Origin of the sequence: Marinobacter sp. ATCH36 (genome assembly GCF_023555055.1) — a bacterium.
GTDB lineage: Bacteria > Pseudomonadota > Gammaproteobacteria > Pseudomonadales > Oleiphilaceae > Marinobacter.
In genome coordinates this window covers 28,322-47,342 of sequence record NZ_JAMJPL010000003.1, presented here as the reverse complement: position 1 = coordinate 47,342, position 19,021 = coordinate 28,322, and the positions used below count along the sequence as shown (strand labels likewise).

18 protein-coding genes are annotated in these 19,021 nt (G+C 56.9%); 4 read left to right on the top strand and 14 right to left on the bottom strand.

Features of this window, described 5'->3' with window-relative positions:
* Positions 1-128 precede the first annotated feature (128 nt).
* Positions 129-995: a LysR family transcriptional regulator gene (locus M8010_RS11105; RefSeq protein WP_250091234.1), complete on the top strand. Its 867-nt coding sequence runs from the start codon at positions 129-131 to the stop codon at positions 993-995.
* Positions 996-1,000: 5 nt separating this feature from the next.
* Here the strand turns inward: M8010_RS11105 and M8010_RS11100 are convergent, their stop codons facing one another.
* The 10 genes from M8010_RS11100 to M8010_RS11055 all read right to left on the bottom strand — a co-directional run bounded on the left by M8010_RS11100 (position 1,001) and on the right by M8010_RS11055 (position 12,069).
* Positions 1,001-2,140, bottom strand: a complete 1,140-nt coding sequence (locus M8010_RS11100) for an MFS transporter (protein WP_349666109.1) — start codon at positions 2,138-2,140, stop codon at positions 1,001-1,003.
* Positions 2,141-2,365: 225 nt separating this feature from the next.
* Entirely contained in the window at positions 2,366-3,460 is a 1,095-nt protein-coding gene (gene aroC, locus M8010_RS11095; protein ID WP_250091233.1) for a chorismate synthase, read from the bottom strand.
* A 24-nt stretch (positions 3,461-3,484) separates the two neighbouring features.
* Complete coding sequence (gene prmB / locus M8010_RS11090) at positions 3,485-4,369, bottom strand: 50S ribosomal protein L3 N(5)-glutamine methyltransferase (protein WP_250091231.1); 885 nt, start codon at positions 4,367-4,369, stop codon at positions 3,485-3,487.
* Positions 4,370-4,429: 60 nt separating this feature from the next.
* Complete coding sequence (locus M8010_RS11085; protein WP_250091230.1) at positions 4,430-5,650, bottom strand: patatin-like phospholipase family protein; 1,221 nt, start codon at positions 5,648-5,650, stop codon at positions 4,430-4,432.
* 5 nt (positions 5,651-5,655) lie between these two features.
* Entirely contained in the window at positions 5,656-6,558 is a 903-nt protein-coding gene (locus tag M8010_RS11080) for a DUF4892 domain-containing protein (protein ID WP_250091228.1), read from the bottom strand.
* A complete protein-coding gene (locus M8010_RS11075; protein WP_250091227.1) occupies positions 6,548-7,465 on the bottom strand; it encodes an alpha/beta fold hydrolase in 918 nt (305 codons plus the stop codon). Before M8010_RS11075 ends, M8010_RS11080 begins: the two co-directional genes overlap by 11 nt.
* Before the next feature lie 8 nt (positions 7,466-7,473).
* On the bottom strand, positions 7,474-7,824 hold the full coding sequence (locus tag M8010_RS11070) for a PilZ domain-containing protein (protein WP_008171779.1): 351 nt from the start codon (positions 7,822-7,824) through the stop codon (positions 7,474-7,476).
* 115 nt (positions 7,825-7,939) lie between these two features.
* On the bottom strand, positions 7,940-8,944 hold the full coding sequence (holB, locus tag M8010_RS11065) for a DNA polymerase III subunit delta' (RefSeq protein WP_250091822.1): 1,005 nt from the start codon (positions 8,942-8,944) through the stop codon (positions 7,940-7,942).
* A gap of 21 nt (positions 8,945-8,965) precedes the next feature.
* Entirely contained in the window at positions 8,966-11,035 is a 2,070-nt protein-coding gene (locus tag M8010_RS11060) for a transglutaminase TgpA family protein (RefSeq protein ID WP_250091225.1), read from the bottom strand.
* On the bottom strand, positions 11,032-12,069 hold the full coding sequence (locus tag M8010_RS11055; RefSeq protein WP_250091224.1) for a DUF58 domain-containing protein: 1,038 nt from the start codon (positions 12,067-12,069) through the stop codon (positions 11,032-11,034). Before M8010_RS11055 ends, M8010_RS11060 begins: the two co-directional genes overlap by 4 nt.
* A 223-nt stretch (positions 12,070-12,292) precedes the next feature.
* Between M8010_RS11055 and M8010_RS11050 the strand changes: the two genes are divergently transcribed.
* Positions 12,293-12,925 (top strand): hypothetical protein, encoded by a 633-nt coding sequence (locus M8010_RS11050; protein ID WP_250091223.1) that lies wholly within the window; start codon positions 12,293-12,295, stop codon positions 12,923-12,925.
* Between the two features lie 143 nt (positions 12,926-13,068).
* Here the strand turns inward: M8010_RS11050 and M8010_RS11045 are convergent, their stop codons facing one another.
* The gene (locus tag M8010_RS11045; protein WP_250091221.1) at positions 13,069-14,004 is read right to left on the bottom strand and encodes a DUF6160 family protein; all 936 of its coding nucleotides are present in this window, start codon (positions 14,002-14,004) and stop codon (positions 13,069-13,071) included.
* A 174-nt stretch (positions 14,005-14,178) separates the two neighbouring features.
* Complete coding sequence (locus tag M8010_RS11040; RefSeq protein ID WP_250091219.1) at positions 14,179-14,781, bottom strand: hypothetical protein; 603 nt, start codon at positions 14,779-14,781, stop codon at positions 14,179-14,181.
* Between the two features lie 126 nt (positions 14,782-14,907).
* On the opposite strand from M8010_RS11040, the gene M8010_RS11035 reads away from it, so the two are divergent.
* Complete coding sequence (locus M8010_RS11035; RefSeq protein WP_250091217.1) at positions 14,908-16,209, top strand: anthranilate synthase component I family protein; 1,302 nt, start codon at positions 14,908-14,910, stop codon at positions 16,207-16,209.
* Positions 16,210-16,254: 45 nt separating this feature from the next.
* Here the strand turns inward: M8010_RS11035 and thrH are convergent, their stop codons facing one another.
* A complete protein-coding gene (gene thrH, locus M8010_RS11030; protein ID WP_250091215.1) occupies positions 16,255-16,866 on the bottom strand; it encodes a bifunctional phosphoserine phosphatase/homoserine phosphotransferase ThrH in 612 nt (203 codons plus the stop codon).
* A 200-nt stretch (positions 16,867-17,066) separates the two neighbouring features.
* Here thrH and M8010_RS11025 point away from each other — a divergent pair, with 200 nt between their 5' ends.
* Positions 17,067-17,789, top strand: coding sequence for a phosphoadenylyl-sulfate reductase (locus M8010_RS11025; RefSeq protein WP_250091214.1), 723 nt, complete (start codon positions 17,067-17,069; stop codon positions 17,787-17,789).
* Between the two features lie 11 nt (positions 17,790-17,800).
* Here the strand turns inward: M8010_RS11025 and cysB are convergent, their stop codons facing one another.
* Positions 17,801-18,778 carry an HTH-type transcriptional regulator CysB gene (gene cysB / locus M8010_RS11020; RefSeq protein WP_250091212.1) on the bottom strand — a complete coding sequence of 326 codons (978 nt, stop codon included), beginning with the start codon at positions 18,776-18,778 and terminating at the stop codon, positions 17,801-17,803.
* Positions 18,779-19,021 lie beyond the last annotated feature (243 nt).

The following is a 19,021-nucleotide window of genomic DNA, read 5'->3' as shown; positions in this document are numbered from 1 at the left end:
GACATCGAGTTAACAGCTAAATCCTGTCGGATTACGACTTCGTCTAATCCGACCTACATGACTCACAGCTTCGGGGGGCTTGCCGGCATACGACCTCCTCTGAACTAGCAGTCAAGGAGGCCAACAATATGGACGCAAACTCACTGAAAGCGTTCCTGACAATAGTCGACCAGGAATCCTTCTCGGAAGCCGCCGAGCTGCTGCACCTGACACAGCCGGCTATCAGCAAACGGCTTGCCGCACTGGAGAACCAGTTAGGGACCAAGCTGATTGACCGGAGTAACCGCCAGATACGGCTGACCGATGCCGGCGCGCGGTTGCTGCCCCATGCGCGGCGTATTCTGGATGAGGTTCATAATGCCCGGCAGGCGCTGTCGGACCGGGAAGGGACAATATCCGGGCCGTTGTCTGTAATTGCCAGCCACCATATCGGGCTGCATCATCTGCCAGCGTGGCTACGTCGGCTCAACCGGGATTACCCCGACGTATCACTGGAACTGCAGTTCATGGACTCGGAAAGCGCCTTCGGCCAGATGCGCAAACGGACAGCCGAGCTGGCATTTGTGACGCTGAGTGAAAGCATGGATCAGGCCTTTGAAGTGCATGTGCGCTGGGAGGACGCCATGGCGTTTGTGGTCTCGCCTGAGCATCCGCTGGCCTCTTTGGATAAGCCTGCTCTTGAGGACCTGTCCCGCTACGATGCCCTGCTGCCCGAGGCCGGTACTGCCACATACCGCTCCATCAGCCGGTTGTTCCTGGATGCGGGGTTACCCCTGAAAATCCAGATGCCTACCAATTACCTGGAAACCATCAAAGTGATGGCGAGCGTGGGGCTGGGCTGGAGCGTATTGCCGGTGAGCATGGTCGACGAATCCCTGACGGTATTGCCGGTACCCCATACCGTCAGCCGAATTCTTGGCGCCGTGGGGCTAAAAGGCCGGGAGCTGAGCCCGCAAGCCAGGGCGCTTCTGGAGATCGCCGCCGAGCTGCAATAGCCCGATTACTGCTCAGGTGGTGGTCGCAGGCCCCGCCAAGTGATAACGATTGCGATAGCCATTGCAATCGCTCCACCCCAGAATGCCGCTGAGGTACTGAAACCGTCCACCAGAAAGCCCGACATCCAGGCCCCGATCGCACCGCCAGCGCCGAAGGTCAGGCCGCTGTACAACGCCTGCCCCTGGCCGTGATGGTGTTGACCGAAGAATCCCTGAATATACTGCACGGAAATCGCATGCAGCGCTCCATAAGAGGCAGCGTGCAGCAGCTGTGCAAAAATCAGCACGGAAACCACGTCCGTCACCTCGGCAATCAACACCCAACGGATCATGGTTAGTGTCAGCGCCGCAATGGCAATCTGGCGGACCGTAAAACTTCGCGTCAGCCGGTGCATTACCAGGAACAAACCGATTTCCGCCAACACTCCCAATGACCACAACAACCCGATCGAAAGCTTGCCGTACCCGTGCTGCTCCAAGTGAATACTGAAAAACGTGTAATAGGCCCCGTGTGACACCTGCAGCAGGAAATTCATCAGGAAGAACGCCACCACCGCCGGGTGCGTCACAATCGCCTTCAGGCTGCCCTTCGGCGCTGGCGGCTTACGCTCCCCCTGCTCCGACGGCAACAGGAACGCCGACACCGCAATCCCCGCAAACACCGGCAACAGCAACCATGGCAACAGATTGATCGGAACCAACTCCAGAATCCCGCCCACCAGTGCCACCGCACCGATAAACCCTACAGAACCCCAGAGCCGAACCTTGCCATACCGGTCCCTCTGGGTTCCCAAGGACCGCAGGGTGATCACTTCATAAAGCGGAAGAATCGCATTCCAGAAAAAGGTGAACGCCAGCATAACCAGCAAAAGCCCGTAAAACCCAGGCTCCATAAACACACCGGCAAAGAACAACGACCCGGTAATCGCCCCGAACCGAACCAGCCAAACCCGCTGCCCGGTCCGGTCCCCGAGCCAGCCCCAGACATTCGGAGCGATGATTTTGGTCAGTTGAATGGTCGCCATGAGCGTGGCGATTTCAAGATAGGAAACCCCCCGGCCTTCCAGGTACAGGGACCAATACGGCAGAAGACCGCCCAGCAGAGCGAAAAACCAGAAGTAGAGGTTTGAGAGGCGCCAGTAGATAATAAAACCTCGTTCGAGATATCAGAAAAATCTGGCGGCTTCGGCGGGAAACAGGGTTCAAAAACGTGGAGCGCCAAGGATGGCGCGACCGAGCCCTACAGGGACGTATTTACGGGCGTTTTTTGAACCCTGTTTGTCGCCGGAGCCTATTCGCGAGTTTAGACGGCCTATCTGTTGTCGGATTACGCCGTTGGCTAATCCGACCTACGGGTGGATTCGCTGGTATTAGCGTTGGCCTATATCCGGGGTGGAAACTGAAACGTCTCCGTTCTGCCCGCGGTGGCGCAGATAGTGGTCCATCAACACAATCGCCATCATCGCCTCCGCAATCGGCGTGGCCCGAATACCCACACAGGGATCATGCCGCCCGGTTGTGATCACCTCCACCGGATTGCCATGCACATCAATGCTCCGCCCCGGCAACCGCAGGCTGGACGTAGGCTTCAGCGCCATACTCGCCAGAATCGGCTGACCGGAAGAGATACCACCCAGAACACCGCCGGCATGGTTGGACAGGAATCCCTCAGGCGTCAGCTCATCCCGGTGCTCCGTTCCCTTCTGGTCAATACAGCCAAAGCCGGCGCCAATTTCAACGCCCTTCACCGCATTAATGCTCATCAGCGCATGGGCCAGGTCTGCATCCAGGCGATCAAAAACAGGCTCTCCCAGACCTGGAGGAACACCTTCCGCGACCACATTGATACGAGCGCCAATAGAGTTACCCTCTTTACGCAGCGCATCCATGTAAGCCTCCATCTCCGCCACCTTATCGGCATCCGGACAGAAGAACGGATTCTGGTCGACCTGTTCCCAGTCCAGCTTTTCGATCTTTATAGGACCCAGTTGCGACAGGTAACCCCGGATCTTTATACCCAGCCGTTGCTCCAGAAACTTTCGCGCGACCGCGCCCGCGGCTACCCGCATGGCCGTCTCCCGCGCTGAGGAACGGCCTCCACCCCGATAATCCCGTACGCCGTACTTGTGCATGTAGGTGTAATCGGCGTGAGCGGGACGGAACTGTTCCGAAATTTTGGAATAGTCCTTGGAGCGCTGGTCAGTATTCTCAATAACCAGGCCGATCGGCGTACCTGTAGTTTTGCCCTCGAACACTCCCGAAAGAATCTTTACTTCATCGGCTTCCCGGCGCTGGGTTGTGTGGCGCGATGTGCCGGGTTTACGGCGATCAAGATCACGCTGCATATCCTCTGAGGACAGCTCCAGTCCCGGCGGACAGCCATCAATGATGCACCCGAGCGCAGCACCGTGGCTTTCACCAAAGCTGGTGACCGTAAACAGTTTTCCGAAGCTATTTCCCGACATGATTCAGTATCTTATCCATAGGTATTAATGTAGGTCTTCAGCAGTCAACAGGAACACTCCGTCACCACCGTTCGCGAATTCCAGCCAGGTAAAGGGCAGGTCCGGATAGGCTTCCTGCAGCGCCACCCAGCTGTTGCCCACCTCAACGATCAGCAGACCGCCCGGGTTAAGGTGCTTCGAGGCCCCCGCAATTATCCGGTGCGCGATATCCAGCCCGTCACCACCGGCAGACAACCCAAGTTCCGGCTCATGGCGGTATTCTGCCGGCATGTCCGCCATGTCCTCAGCGTCTACGTAGGGAGGATTGCTGAGGATGACATCGTAACGGCCATCGATGCCGTCAAACACATCCGAACGAACGGTTCTGACGCGGTCACCAACGTCATGATACTCGATGTTTGCCTCCGCAACCTCCAGGGCACCGGACGAGATATCCGAAAGATCCACGTCCGCGTCATCAAACACCGTGGCCGCCGCAATACCAATGCAACCGCTACCGGTACACAGGTCCAGCACCCTGCCCACCGGATGCTCCCCCAGCCAGGGCTGCAAACCGCTCTCAAGCAGTTCACCCAGCGGGGACCGGGGCACCAGCACACGCTCATCCACGTGGAACGGAAGCCCCATAAACCAGGCTTCACCCAGCAGGTAGGCCAGCGGTACCCGCTCGCTAATGCGGCGCTCCATGCGGTCGACAATCAATTGCCTTTCCTCCCGGGTCAACCGGGCATCCAGAAACACGGTGTTGTTTTCCAGCGGCAGGTGAAGGCTGCGCATAACCAGCTGGACCGATTCGTCCCAGACATTGTCGGTCCCATGGCCAAAAAACAGAGACGAATCGGCAAAACGTGAGGACACGTACCGCAGGTAGTCCCTGACGGTATACAGATCATCGATCGGGCTGGTCACAAGCTCTCTTCCTGTCCGGAAATGGTCAAGGAGCGGAATTATACCCGCCTGCCGACATGATTACAGTGCCAGCGGGCCGGAGCTGCTGAGGTTTTCTTCATAACGGTCCAGGGCTGCTGCCATGCGCTCGCGTCCCAACTGAATCAGCTCTGGTGCCTTGTGATAATCGTAACTGCGGCCAGCATTCTTGGGAATGTTGACCAGCAAATCCGGCGGATACCCGGCAATCTTGTACTGCACCAGGGCGCTCTGCATGGTTTCAATGGTCAGGTTCATAACATCGAACTTGCCTATTCCCAGCTTGTCCCAGTCGATGGTTTCGTGGTCATCCTTCTGCTTCGCCGGCTCGGGTTTAACGGCAGGTGATCCTTTCCCGGATTCATTTTTTTCAACGGCCTTGCTGATTTTTTCTTCCGGTGAATCCGGCACACCGGGCTCTTTTTTCGCCGCGCTGGCCGCGAAGGTCTTGATGGCATCCCAGTCGAACCAGCGGGAGGCCTTGTCCCGGACCTTGTCCACCCACTCATCCATATCAACACCGCCCTCACCGGTGTTTTCGAACATAGCATCGGGAAGACGACGTTTACGGTCATCTTCACCACTGAGATTCACCGCAACCACCATATCCGCATGGGAGGAAATTGTCGGAATAATCGGTAAGGGATTCAGTAAAGCGCCATCCACCAATACGCGGCCATTCAACACCAGCGGTGTCACAACACTCGGAATGGCCACGGAGGCACGAATAGCCTGGTCAAGCGGGCCCTCCTGGAACCAGATTTCCTTGTGAGCCAGAAGATCCGTGGCGACAGCCGTATAAGCCAGCGGCAGGTCTTCGATCCGGATATCACCAATCATTTCCCGGACAACGGAAAAAATCTTCTCACCGCGAATGGCGCCCACGGAATTGAAGGTCACATCCAGCAGTTTCAGCACATCAAACTGGCCCAGACCTGTCACCCAGTCCTTGTAGTCTTTCATTTTCCCGGCAGCGTACACACCACCAATCAACGCGCCCATGGAGCAGCCGGAGATGGCGATAATCTCATACCCGCGCTCATGGAGTATCTCGATGGCACCGATGTGGGCATAACCTCTGGCCCCGCCACTTCCCAGCGCCAATGCAACGGTTTTACCCCTACCGGGTTTAACCGAAGCAGGACTTTCTTTGCTCCTGGCGGACTGCGCGGCAGAAATGCCCGTGCTGGTCACTATTTTCGAAATATCGTCTTTGGGCTTCTGATCCTCGTCCTGAGAGGTGGAATCAGTCGGCTTGTTCATCCCCTTCACCTTGTAATCACCATTACTTCAACCCGGTCACCCTGGCGGTCGGGGTTGGGTATAACAACCGCGGGACCAACCGTAATAATGGTCTGCTGGCTTTCTGAAATACCGCTTTTGGCAAGCACCTGGGCCAATGATTTCGCCGCTTCCTCGGCGCGTGCAACAGACTCTTCAAAACTCTCGTCTTCTTTCAATTCCGAATAGGCAGTCAGTATTACCCTGGCGCTCTCGTCGCCGGCCCAATCATTAATAACGCGGCGGTCTGCACCACTCCACTCAAAACGGAACGTAATGCCACCCTGCCAGGGTACAATAATCGGCCCCTTGATTCGGGCGCTTTCATTACCCAGGCCGGGGACTTCGGTGCCCTGGGGAGCGACCAGGTGCTCAACCCAGACATACTGGCGCTGGTTGGCGCGGGTAACCGTGTAAACAAGCGTCAGCCAGGGCTTGCCGTTCTCGTCGACCGACCCCGCCACCAGGTAATCCTGGTTGTTGTCGCGCCCATAAAGGCTCGACTGGCCAAAGATCTGGTTGGCCCAGACATTGCTACGCCCGCAGTTCCGACCGGTACATTCGAACAGGACCTGGGCACCACGGGTCTGAAGCTCTCTTAAATAATGATCACGGGCTTCTTCACGATTTGCACCACCCTGGACTTCGTACAACTGACCGACACCCTTGACCGGGAGCCGCGCCATCGACGCGGAGCGGATTTCGTTATTCACCTCCCTGACAGGGCTGAATAGCACCAGGTGCCCGGGCGACGAAATGGCCACCTCGCGCTCCAGCCGCGAATCCGGAAACGCCTCGGGTGGAGGCATTTGTGCCGATACCATGGCCGAGCCGCCCATGAAAAAAGCGGCAAACAACATTAATAACTGCGACAAGCGTTTATTCTGCATCGTCTAAAAAACCTCTGACTGCATCGACAACCGGCCCGATATCTCCATCCAGGTGGCAATGATGGCCACCCGGTACGGTTATCAGGTCAAGCTCTGCAATGGCATTCGTTCGTGAAACCAGTTCAGGGCGACTCGCAAGCAGCCCTTTCTCTGCACGCAAGAAACGTGTGGGGGTAACAACTTTCTCCAGGCAGGCCATTACCTGTGCTTCATCCATCATCAACATAGAAGGATGACGTAAACGGGGATCTGCCCGCCACACGAAACCCTCCCCTGATGGTTTCATACTCCGGGCAACCAGCATTGTCGCCGCCTGCGGGGACAGGGGAATCATACCGCCCTCCCGGGCCTTGGCGGCTGCCGCGATATCTGGGTATACGACCGGTTTCCCAGAACCTGTCATTCGCTTGTTAATGGCCTTGCGGAGCTGGCCAATCAGTTCCTCCGGTTTGCGGCTGATAGGTCCCAGACTATCGATCAATACCAGCCTGCGTACCCGTTCAGGAAATGCCGCCGCATAAAGCACATTGACAATCCCGCCGAGGGAATGACCAACAAGATCAACACGTCCACCGGGCGCATTGCCAAAATGAGTCTCGACCAATTCCGCCAGGTCGCCTACATAATCCATCAACTGATAGCCCTGTCCCGGCGGCCGATGTCCGGAATGGCCGTGGCCCGCCATATCCAGTGCATAGACATCCCTTCGTCCGGCCAGTTCCGGTGCAAGCCGGGCAAAAGACAACGCATTATCCAACCAGCCGTGAATCAATAGTACAGGGGGATTGTTGTTCGTTCGTTCAGCAGGCCAATGCAGGCCTGCGAGGGTGATGTGATTCAGTGACCAGTTTATTTCCCGGTGCGAATCCCTGGTATCGCGCAGGGTATCCAAAGCAGTCTCATTCATTGAAGCGCTTACATGGTGTGGGTGGGTCGGTCCGAGCTCAGTGAACCCGCCAGATAGGATTCGATCTTGGTGCGAGCGGTTTCGTCATCACCGTTGAACTGAACACCAATACCAGCGGCGCGATTGCCCTGGGCCCCCTTGGGGGTAATCCAGATAACCTTACCGGCCACCGGAATCTTTTCCGGTTCATCCATGAGATTGAGCAACAGGAAAACCTCGTCACCCAGCTGATATTGTTTCTGCGTGGGAATGAACAGGCCACCCTGCCGGATGTAAGGCATATAGGCGGCATAAAGCACCGCCTTGTCCTTGATGGTCAGGGTAAGAATGCCACTGCGTGCGCCAAAACCAGGCCCCATAGTAAACACCTATCTCTTTATTTGATGACCGGAGTCCGGAAACTCCTGATATTTCGCAATCATAGCAGTAGTTATTCAAAACTGCCCTATCCCGCCAGGCATCTGCCCGTGTAAATCACCCCGCTGCCGGGCGACGCACCGGCATCAGTTTTTGCCAGGCGATCAGCAACCGCCCGGCCTCAAACTCCGGATTGACGTTGTAAACGCCGGCGGACCGGGATTCATGTATCGCATCCAGAATTTCATGGGCACGCCAGGGCGGATTATGACTGGCAAGGAACATCAGCATTTCCCCCGCGTCCTCGTCCCGCGGCTGGATTCCGGCGCCAATGCGCGCCAGGTCGGCGGCCCAACCTTCAAAAAGCCATAGCGCGCTTTCAAGCCCCATGGCTTTGAAGGGCTTTGCAGCCTCGGCAACAGAAAGCTGGCCTTTCATGAAACGCCGGAAGTTCTCGAGTGCTTCATCGCGGACGGTAATAAAATCACCAGTGGCGTACTCAAGAGCAAGGCGTGGCGCATTGGCTGCAAGGCCCAGCGCCTTCTCGCATTGCTCCGGGGTTGGACGGCTGCCTTCGTCGATATCCTCAACCGCACCTGCCAGCCAATGAGCGGCCTGATCTCTGCCGGGTGTCTTGATAAGCAAGCTCTGGCAACGGGAACGAATCGTGGGCAGCACCGGCCGTCCGCTCTCCTGGAGCAACACCAGTGTGACATCGTCCGCCGGCTCCTCCAGAGTCTTCAGCAGCGCATTGGCCGAGTTGATATTAAGTTGATCAGCCCGGTCGACAATCGCCACCTTGCGTGATGCTACCTGCGGCGAACCCACGGCAAACGAAGACAGTGCGCGGATCTGGTCAATTTTTATCATCCGGGACTTTTCAGGGGTGTAAACACGGATATCCGGGTGGGTACCGGCAGACACCAGTTCACACTGCTTGCAACTGCCACAGGGGGCACCGCCCTCCCGGTCCGGCCGCTCACAGACCAGCAGCCCTGCCAGGGCATCGGCAAACAGACGCTTGCCAACGCCGTTTTCGCCGGTGACCAGCAACGCATGGGGCAGCCTGCCCCCGACCATTCGCTGCATAAGCCTGTTCCAGCTATCCTGCAGCCAGGCCATTGTTGCTATCGACGTGTTCACTCATTCACCCTGTTGTTTCCGGTCTGCCTGTCGTTTCATTGTAGCCAGCAGACGTTTCATCCTGCCCAGCTCTGCCGAATTTCCGGTTTCGAATTCCCGGCCATAGTAATGTTTGTTGATCATACGGGCAAAAGCGGTTGCCGTTCCTGCCGCAGCGGGTTTTGCCCGGGATAGCCTAAATGCAAGTTGCGACGGAGTCTCCCCGTGTCGCACGGGGACGCCGGCACGGTCACACAGGCGGTGCCAGCGCGTGACAATACGGCTGAATGGATCGCGACTTTCAAAGCGCCGGTATTGCCAGGCGTTCACCAGCCCGGCCAACAGCAGACCAACACCTACGATACCAGCGGTGATATAACCAAGTTCCCGCATGCCGAGACCGCCGGGCAACCGTGACATCAGATCCATCTGGGATTGGCCCTGGTAGCCTACAACCCAACGCTGCCAGTGGTAATTCATCCGGTCCAGCTGCAACGATGCCCACTGAAGCATCGCCATGTCACCGTAACGTTGAGGCGAGGTCCAGTCGTTCTCCAGAAAGGAGCCCTCCTCCGCCATCGCGTCCCGCAGGCCCGATTCAATCCTCTGGGGGGCAATAGCGGCCGTCGGGTCCATCCGCACCCAGCCCTGACCCGGCAGCCAGGCCTCGACCCAGGCGTGGGCGTCGTACTGACGGACAATCAGATATTCGTCATCGGCACCGGAATCGCCACCCTGGTATCCCACCACTACCCGGGCCGGAATGCCCGCGGCACGGAGCACAAACGTGGCGGCACCGGCGTAATGGGCACAGAATCCCCGCTTTTCATCAAACAGCAGGGCATCGATTCCATCTTCCGGCATGGCAGGTGGGCGCAGGGTGTAAAAGTATTCCTGCTGGCGAAAGCGGTCCAGCAGATGTTGAACAATGGCGCCCGGGTTGTCGTACTCTGCGGCCAGGTCCTCCGCAAATTCCCTGGCCCTGGGGTTGCCTGAGCGGGGCAACTGCAGGTAGCGCTGAGCGTTGTCGGGTACTGCACCGAATTGACCGGAGGAACCATCATCGACAATCGCCATTCGGTATCTGACAGAGCTGTCCGCCGGTCGGTCAAAGCGGAAAAGCCCCTGATCATCGGGTTTGACGTTGTTGGAAACCGCCCTGGAATCTTCCAGCGCGAAAGCCCAGGTCTGGTCGGTGGGCTCCATCAGCACATCGTACTGGTTCGATGCCAGTTCGCCTACGCCGCCGTCTACGGAGACGCGCCCCGGCCTTCGGAACTGTTGCCCGAAGCCCTGCTGCCAGGTTTCGCCATCCAGCCGATCCAGAATCAGCCCGCGCCAATACCGGTCCCGGTAAGGTGGCGTTTCTCCGCCAAAGGTAACCCGGAATGCCCGTTCACTGCTCTGGGCCAGGCTGGAGATATCACCAGGTGTCATGGAATCGCTGATGCCGGTGCGCGCTTCCCCGGATACCAACGGCACGCTCCATAACGGCGCCATTCGGGGAAAGAACACGAACAGCAGCACCACAATCGGCAGGGTTTTCACCAGCATCATACCCAGGCGCCGCCACCCGGATTTCATCGCCCCGGGGATATCCGGTGCATTCACCACCTGCAGGCCCACCAACAGCAGAGCAACGCCCACCAGGTTGATCACACTCCAGTGAATTTCCTGATGAAACAGAAAGTTGACCGTCGCCAGATACACCAGGATGAAAAACAGCACGTAGAAATCCCGCACCGAGCGGGTTTCCAGCCACTTCAGACCCACCGCCAACACAAAGAAGGACGATGCCGTCTCCACCGTGAAACGCCCCTGCACCGTGGCTATGTAGATCGCCACCAGCGTCAGCATTATGCCGCTTCGCAACCACTTGCCCGGTAGCCTGAGACGCCCGGACTGGGCCAGCCAGCGCCAGCCCGCAAGCACTGCGCAGCTGGCCATCAGCCATACCGGCAAACGATCCCATTGCGGCACCAACAGCAGGGCAAAACTGGCAATCAGCCAGATCAACGCCCTGCCTGACACCAGCTCGTTGGTCTCCAAGGATTCGACGGAACGGCCCCGTTTTCGCAACCGATTTATCATGCCGCCCCCCTCCCGCTGGCAGGAATTGCATGTCCAGCACCCTCACCGGTGCGGGTACCATGGGGTAATGGCCCGCCCTCTCTTGGTTGCTCAAGCCCAAACACTGCCAACGCCTTAAGGCAACGATTAGCGTGTGCCGCGCCCGTATCCGGTTCAATCACCTGCCCCGGCAGGTTCAGGCCGAAACGGCTGTTGTTCCGCGACCGCTCAAGCACCTGGTGGGCCAGGTATCCCAGGCGCAGCTCCCGGTCCAGGCCGGAAAAGGCCTCGTAATCGAGCCAGTGGGGACTGCCCTGCTCACCTTCCCAGTCTGCAATCACCATCTCACCGGTGCGGGCGTAGCGTTTCCATTGCACCCGCTGGCTCATATCGCCTTCGCGCCAGGGCCGGATATCCGCATGGTCGTTGCCATCAATCGAGCGGGATTTTGACTGCTCTTCACCGTCTTGCACCGTACTCGTGACATCCGGTGCCGGCACAGGATTGGGATAAACGATGCCGGAGGTAACAGGTCGCAACCAGGACCAGGCACGGAACAGACCGAAGGGAAAGCGCGTTTCCACAAGGATACGATCCGGTTGCAGGTAACCACGATGTTGCGAGGGAACGGAAAGGTTCAGATCTGCCTGCTGGCCGGCGGGAATATGCTGCTGGTTCAGAACCACATCATCGCAGGCCAGGGACAGTGCCAGGGTATCGTGGCGGGGAGACACCGCGCGCAGGCGGAACGGAATGACATCTCCGGCGAAGCCCTCGCCGGCCTGAATCAAAGTAAGTTCCAGGCCAGACAGGTTGCGATGGGTCTGGTGCATGGCCGCAACCACAACGGCGCTCAGCAAAAAGGTCAGCAGGTAAATCAGGCTGTTCTGGTAGTTGATGCCGGTGATCAGCATGATCAGTAACAGCACACCGAACACCACACCGGCGCCAGTGGGCAGGATAAAGATATTGCGCTGCCCGAAAGACCGCTGGTCTGAGCGGGGAATCCGCTTATTAACCCAATGCTGCCAGCGGTTGCGAATTACCTTGAACATAAATGCCCTGTAAAAAAACGGTTGGAACAGGCCCGACTATAAACATGTTTTCCAGCCTTCGCAGAAGAATACTGCAAATACTCCGATTCTGATCACAAATGCCACAGAAACGTCTTGAAATAAGGCCACTGCAGCAGAATACTCGTGATAAGGAGCCTACTGACTGCAGTCACTATTCAGCAGCGCCTCAATTTCGCGTTTGGACACGGCAAGAGGCTACGTCATGATACGCCGCACACCCCTTTACACCGCCCTGGCTGGCACTGCTGGCCTGGCCGCATCGTTTGCGTCTCCGCTGCTGGCAGGCGTACAAACCCTGTCATCCGACGAAATGGTTGAGACCTACGTGAAGGATTCCGCCGTGATCGTGGTTCCGAAAGAGCGCCGGAAAACGGAAGCGGACCGACGCCGGATTATTCGCTCCCTGACCATATCACCGGGTGAACCGGTGCTGACAGAAGCGGAAGAGGAAGCCTATCGCGAAGCCCTTGAACGCTACCAGCGTGAAGGCAAGGCGGACGCACTGGCAAATACGGAAGAGGAGTTCCTCAGGCGGGCTCTGCTGTTACCTCAGGAAGAGCTGGCCCGGGCGCAGCCACCGCGGGACCTCACTCCGAACATTCCCCCTATCATCTTCGGGCAGCAGGCCGAAATACCGGACGAGCCCTTCACCCAGACATTCCTCAACGACCAGTTAGGTGTCGGATACGATGGCCAGAGCCTGAACTTCTCCATCGGCAACCCACCAGGTATAGACAACATCCAGGTGCCCCATGGCATTAACGATGGACCTGTTACCCTGACGCCAAGGCCGGGGGGCGGGTTTGATCTTTCTATTGAGGTGCCAGACCGGTAAGGCTCCTCTTGCCTGAACATCAAAAGCAACGAAAAAAGCGGCAACCTTTTAAAGATGCCGCTCTTTTTTTTGCCCGCATATTTTTCAGACAAAAAACGCCCCGCAGGACAGGGCGTTCACACCAGAGGTGTTATGCGATCAGCTTAGTGACCGTATACAGCCAGCTTGGTGTTGCTGATGTGCAGGTTGTCGATACCGATGGTACCGATGTTTGCACCGCCGATTACAGTTTCGGCAACGTTGATGTCCATCAGGACGTCATCAACATCTACACGCAGTACGTCGGTTGCGGTGGATGCGCCCAGGCCACTGCCCTTGTAGACGTCCAGACCAACGATCGCGAAGCCAGCTTGTGCCAGACCAACCTTGCGCTGCTCTTCTGGGGTCAGGTTTGCAGGATCATCACCAAAGATCTGAGCCAGGCCTGCTGCGCCCAGAACTTCACCACCTGCTTCAGAGCTATTGATAGTCATTCCACGAACACCAATGCCCAGGAATTCAACGTCAAAGCTCATTTCGTTCACTGTGAACGCAGCGTCGATGTTCAGGGTACCGGTACCGGCCTGGCCATCTACGTCGTCAGTATCAACAACGATGTCCAACGCGCCGAGGAGACCCCAAGCGTCCATGTCGGAAACCAGAACGGTGTTCTGGCCACCGTTACCGTCAAGCTCCATGGAGCCGGCGGTAAAACCCCAGTCGATGGGAACCGGGTTGCCACTACCATCTTCCTGCAGAGAGCCAACGTGAATGATCGCGTCGCCATCGTCAGCGATGTCAATATCAATCTTCAGCTGGTCCAACAGAGCGCCAGCGCCAGTAGCTGCAGCATAGTCGGTAGCAGACTGTGAGCTACTGGTCAGAGCACCGCCCAGATTAATGTCCTTCACTGCGAAGGTACCTTCGTCCGTATAGGTGAACTGACCGATACTTACCTGGGTTTCCAGTTCGATCGTCACACCGGCCTGGCCGGTGACGTTACCCATCATGCTGTCGTCCATCGCCTGCAGCTCTGCTTGAGCGGCGAAGGGCGCAGCGGCAACGGCTGTTGCCAGTGCAATTTTCTTCAGGCCTTTCATATTGTTCTCCTTGATTGAACTTATTGTTATCCAGTTGAACTTTTAGTCTTGTTGTGAGGCTTAACCTCACCGTTCCATTTAAGATTGTTTTACACTCCGGTTCCGTGAATACATTCACAAAATGTCACAAAACAAATCATTTCGTAAAAACTCAATGGATAGCGTGGATTTCAATCAGTTACTGCTTCCTGCACTATTTTCTTTTCCGTCATAAAAAATCTGGAACGGTTTGTCTTGGGACATTGGCTCACCAAAGCTGGCCTCCCCTTCTTGCAGCTTGACTGGAATCAGTTTGATGCCGGACACGCCCAACCGGTGCTCGTGCTCGAGGGCCATCGCACGAATTGTCTCGCCATCTTTTTCAACGCTTCCCGGATACGCAATGATCGCTGCATGGATTTCGCCTCGACGGGCTATGGACTTCAGGCCCGCGCGATACATCAGCACCTTTACCTGTCCTGGCGCTTCCTCCGCTTCGTCCGCCAACCGCATCTGCTGAACCCTGTCAGACTTCATCACCATGAATGCCATGGGGCGAAAAATACCCGCTTCCTCAAGTTCATCACCGGCCTTCACCACCGCGGCATCCGTCATTTCCTTCAAATGTTGTTGGGCAACTGCGACCACCGCCGCCAGGTCCTTATCATCCAGCTTTCCGTCGGCAAGCACATGGTCCTCCCTATCAATCGCATCCTGCGCAAAAGCCGCTGTCGAAATCGCGCAACCGATGATGAACGCCGAGACGAAACGCTTACCAATGCCGTTACAAGTCTTCATACTGGTTACTGCCCTCAGGATTATTGTTTAGAATGCACCGGCCAAAGCCTCTCCGGGCTCGACAACCGATGCCTTCCCGCAAGGCTACCGTGAACCCATGCAAGATTTTGTTAAGTATGTAACATCGTGAAAACATTAAGTGCGGAAGAGGCAGCACGCCTCGTTTCACAGATCAGCAGGCGCCATGGGTTTGTCGACTTTACCGATGCCAATCGTCAGCGCCGGATAGTAACGGCCTTACCCCTGAAAAGCTGGCAGGTACCACGGGATGCGTTGGCGTTTGCGGAATTAACGCGGGAGCTGGAACAGGCCTGGGGAAAATTTGCAGATGAAACCGATCAACCCGCCGGCGGCGTCCTGGGCACACTGTTTTATGAGGCCGGTAACTTCACCGTGCCGGGCTTCCACAGCCAATCTAAAGCGTCTTTCGAAGACAACGGTTACATTGGTCTCTATCTCTGGCAACTGACCATTGATCCTTCCGGAAACCTGCCAGCCACACTGGAATTCCATCCGGAATGTGACGACGATACCCGGGATTGTGTACTGGGCCTTACCAGCGAACATTCCGACCAAACTGCCTCCTTTAGCATCAACGAGAGCTTCCGCGCGGAAAGGTCAGCGGAGCATTACCGGGAGGGTGTTTCCGCGGTACTTCGCTACATCCACGCCGGTGACTGCTATCAGGTCAATCTGTCCAACAAATACACCGGTGGCTACCAGGGCGAACCCTACATTGCGTTCGAGTCGCTATGCGGGGCCGTGCCCGTTCCCCACGCGGCTTATGTAAACGCGGGCGCCTATCAGGTACTGAGTATCTCCCCGGAACTGTTCCTGAGTATCGAGCAGGGCCGGAAAGTGGTCAGCAAACCCATCAAGGGCACCCGCCCTAGGGACCAGAGCTCTGCTGAAAACGACCAGAAAATTGCCAACTCCCTGGCCACAGCGGACAAGGACCGTGCCGAAAACCTGATGATTGTGGACCTGATCCGCAATGACCTGTCGCGGTTCTGCGAACCCTTCTCCGTCTCGGTCCCCCAGCTGTTCCGTATAGAGAGCTACGAGAACGTTCACCAATTGGTCAGTACCGTCGAAGGAAAACTGCGGGCCGATACCACGCCCCTTCGGGCGTTTCTTTCCGCGTTCCCGGGCGGCTCCATTACCGGGGCACCCAAGCGCCGGGCGATGGAAATCATCGACAGCCTGGAAGCCCACAGCCGGGGTCCCTACTGTGGATCGATATTCAGTTGGGATTTCTCCAATAATCTGGAAAGCAACATCGCCATTCGTACCCTGATGACAGATTCAGAGGGACAGATTCATTGCTGGGCGGGGTGTGGCATCGTGGCGGATTCAGATCCGGACGATGAGTATCGGGAATCCGTCGACAAGGTACAGAAGCTGATGAAGGTGCTGGAGAGCCTGTAGCGACGAAAGCCGGAGCAGCACCCTGCCCCGGCCTCCCTGATGCCATCAGCTGTGAATCGCGCTGGCCTTGAGGAATTCCTCTTTCAGTTCATCGAAGGTATGCACGGCGGGAAACTGCGGAAACTCCTCAATCACATTCTGCGGCGCATGGAACAGGATGCCTGCCTCGGCCTGGCCCAGCATGGTGGTGTCATTGTAGGAGTCACCTGCGGCAATCACCCGGTAGTTCAGCAACTGGAACGCACGCACGGACTGCCGCTTGGGGTCGCGCTGGCGCAGCAGGTAGTCGGTAATTCGTCCATCGCTATTAACTTCCAGCTTGTGGCACAGCAGCGCCGGGTAGCCCAGCTTGGCCATCAGCGGCATGGCAAACTCGTAGAAGGTGTCTGACAGAATCACTACCTGGAACCGCTCCCGTAGCCAGTTCAGAAAATCCTTCGCGCCAGGCAGCGGGTCCAGCTCACCGATTACTTCCTGAATCTGAGGCAAGCCGAAGCCATGCTGATCAAGAAGCCGCAGCCGTTGCTGCATCAGCACATCATAGTCGGGAATGTCGCGGGTGGTCGCCTTGAGTTCCTCAATGCCGGTTTTTTCCGCAAACGCGATCCAGATTTCCGGGATCAGTACTCCTTCAAGGTCAAGGCACGCGAGTTCCACATTGGTCTCCTGGTATTTGAACGCTGGTGAGCCCGGCTGCTAGAGGCCGGGGAGTCAAAATCAGGCGCTATGATAAAAAAAACCGCGCAGGAATGCATCGTGGATCTGTCCGGCTATATCGATATATTCCGGCATTCCTTCAGACTGCTGCCTGTTAATGGTAGATTTATCACACATTTACACCCCAGGTGATGCTTTCAATGACGGACATTTCACAGCTACAGGCCGAGCTCGATGGCCAGAGCCCCAGGGCCATCCTGAAGGCTGCACTGGCGAAGTACGACAATATCGCCATTTCCTTCAGCGGTGCGGAAGACGTGGCGCTGATCGAGCTTGCCCATAAACTGACGGATAATCTGCAGGTTTTTACCCTCGACACCGCCCGGCTGCACCCGGAAACCTATGAGTTTATCGACAGGGTCCGCGAGCACTACGGCATCAAGATCGAGGTTATGTTCCCCGATGCCGCCGAGGTGCAGGACCTGGTCACCCGCAAGGGCATGTTCAGCTTCTATGAAGACGGCCACGGCGAATGCTGCGGTATTCGCAAGGTCAATCCACTGCGCAGGAAACTGGCCACCGTCGACGCCTGGATCACCGGCCAGCGCAAGGACCAGAGCCCGGGCACACGCAACGATGTTCCCGTGGTGCAGATTGACGACGCCTTCTCTACGGCAGACAAGCAACTGGTGAAGTTCAACCCCTTGGCGAACTGGAGCTCAAAGGAAGTCTGGGACTACATCCGCATGTCGGAGGCGCCCTACAACAAGCTGCATGAAAAAGGATTTGTCAGCATCGGCTGCGAACCCTGCACCCGCGCCATCCTGCCCGGACAACATGAACGCGAGGGCCGCTGGTGGTGGGAAGAAGCCACACAGAAGGAATGTGGCCTGCACGCCGGAAACCTGATCGCCCGGGAATAACCGGGCTTGCATCAGTAGGTCGGCAGCTCGACGTCGTTGAACAGCCCCTCGATTTCCGCCCTGCTACCCTGATGGGCAACCGCCTCGTCGACCCGTTCGCGGGTCAGGTGCGGTGCAAACCGTTGGATAAAGTCGTACATGTACCCCCGCAGGAAGGTTCCCTTGCGGAAGCCAATGCGGGTGACGCTGGGGCGGAACAGTTTGCTGGCGTCCAGGGCCACCAGATCCGGGTCGGACTTCTCGTCAAAGGCCATGCTTGCGATGATGCCGACCCCGAGTCCGAGACGCACATAGGTCTTGATGACATCCGCATCCGCCGCCGTAAAGACCACTTTCGGAATCAGCCCGTGGGCCTGAAACGCTTCATCGAGCTTTGAGCGGCCAGTAAAACCGAACACATAGGTGACCAGCGGGAACTCCGCCAGATCCGGTAAGGTCAGCTCCGGCTTCTTGGCCAGGGGATGATCCCTGGGCACAATGATACTGCGGTTCCAGCGGTAGCAGGGCATCATGATCAGGTCATTGAACAGTTCCATGGCTTCAGTGGCAATGGCAAAGTCCACGGCGCCGTTCGCCGCCATCTCCGAAATTTGCATCGGCGTACCTTGGTGCATGTGCAGGGACACGTCCGGATAGGACTCGATGAATCCACTGATGATAGGCGGCAACGCGTAACGGGCCTGGGTATGGGTTGTCGCAATGCTCAGGTCGCCCTTGCGCTGGTTACTGAACTCCTGGGCGATCTTCTTGATCCCTTCAACGCGGCGCAGAATTTCACCGGCCTCACGGATAATGATTTCACCACCCGGCGTAATCCGTGTCAGGTGTTTGCCGCTGCGCGCGAATACTTCCAGGCCCAGTTCATCTTCCAGAAGGCGGATCTGCTTGGATATCCCCGGTTGTGATGTAAAAAGGCTCTGGGCAGTGGCGGATACATTGAGATCATGGTGCGCAACTTCCCAGATATAGCGCAACTGTTGTAATTTCATCTACCCTGTCGCTCCCCATAAGGCCCGGTCAGAACCGGGGCATGTATACGCTGGTGTTATTGTAGAAGAATACGCATAAAGACGGGATTTTTCATTCTTATTGAGTATACAAATTCTCTTTCACCACAGTTTAGTCCAAATAATCGAGAACGCCGCATAGTGACATTGTCATTTATCTTTGTGGCCCTTGACTTAACGGTGACAAAGCACACAATCCGTTAACTGGTGCCCCGTCTGGTTAAT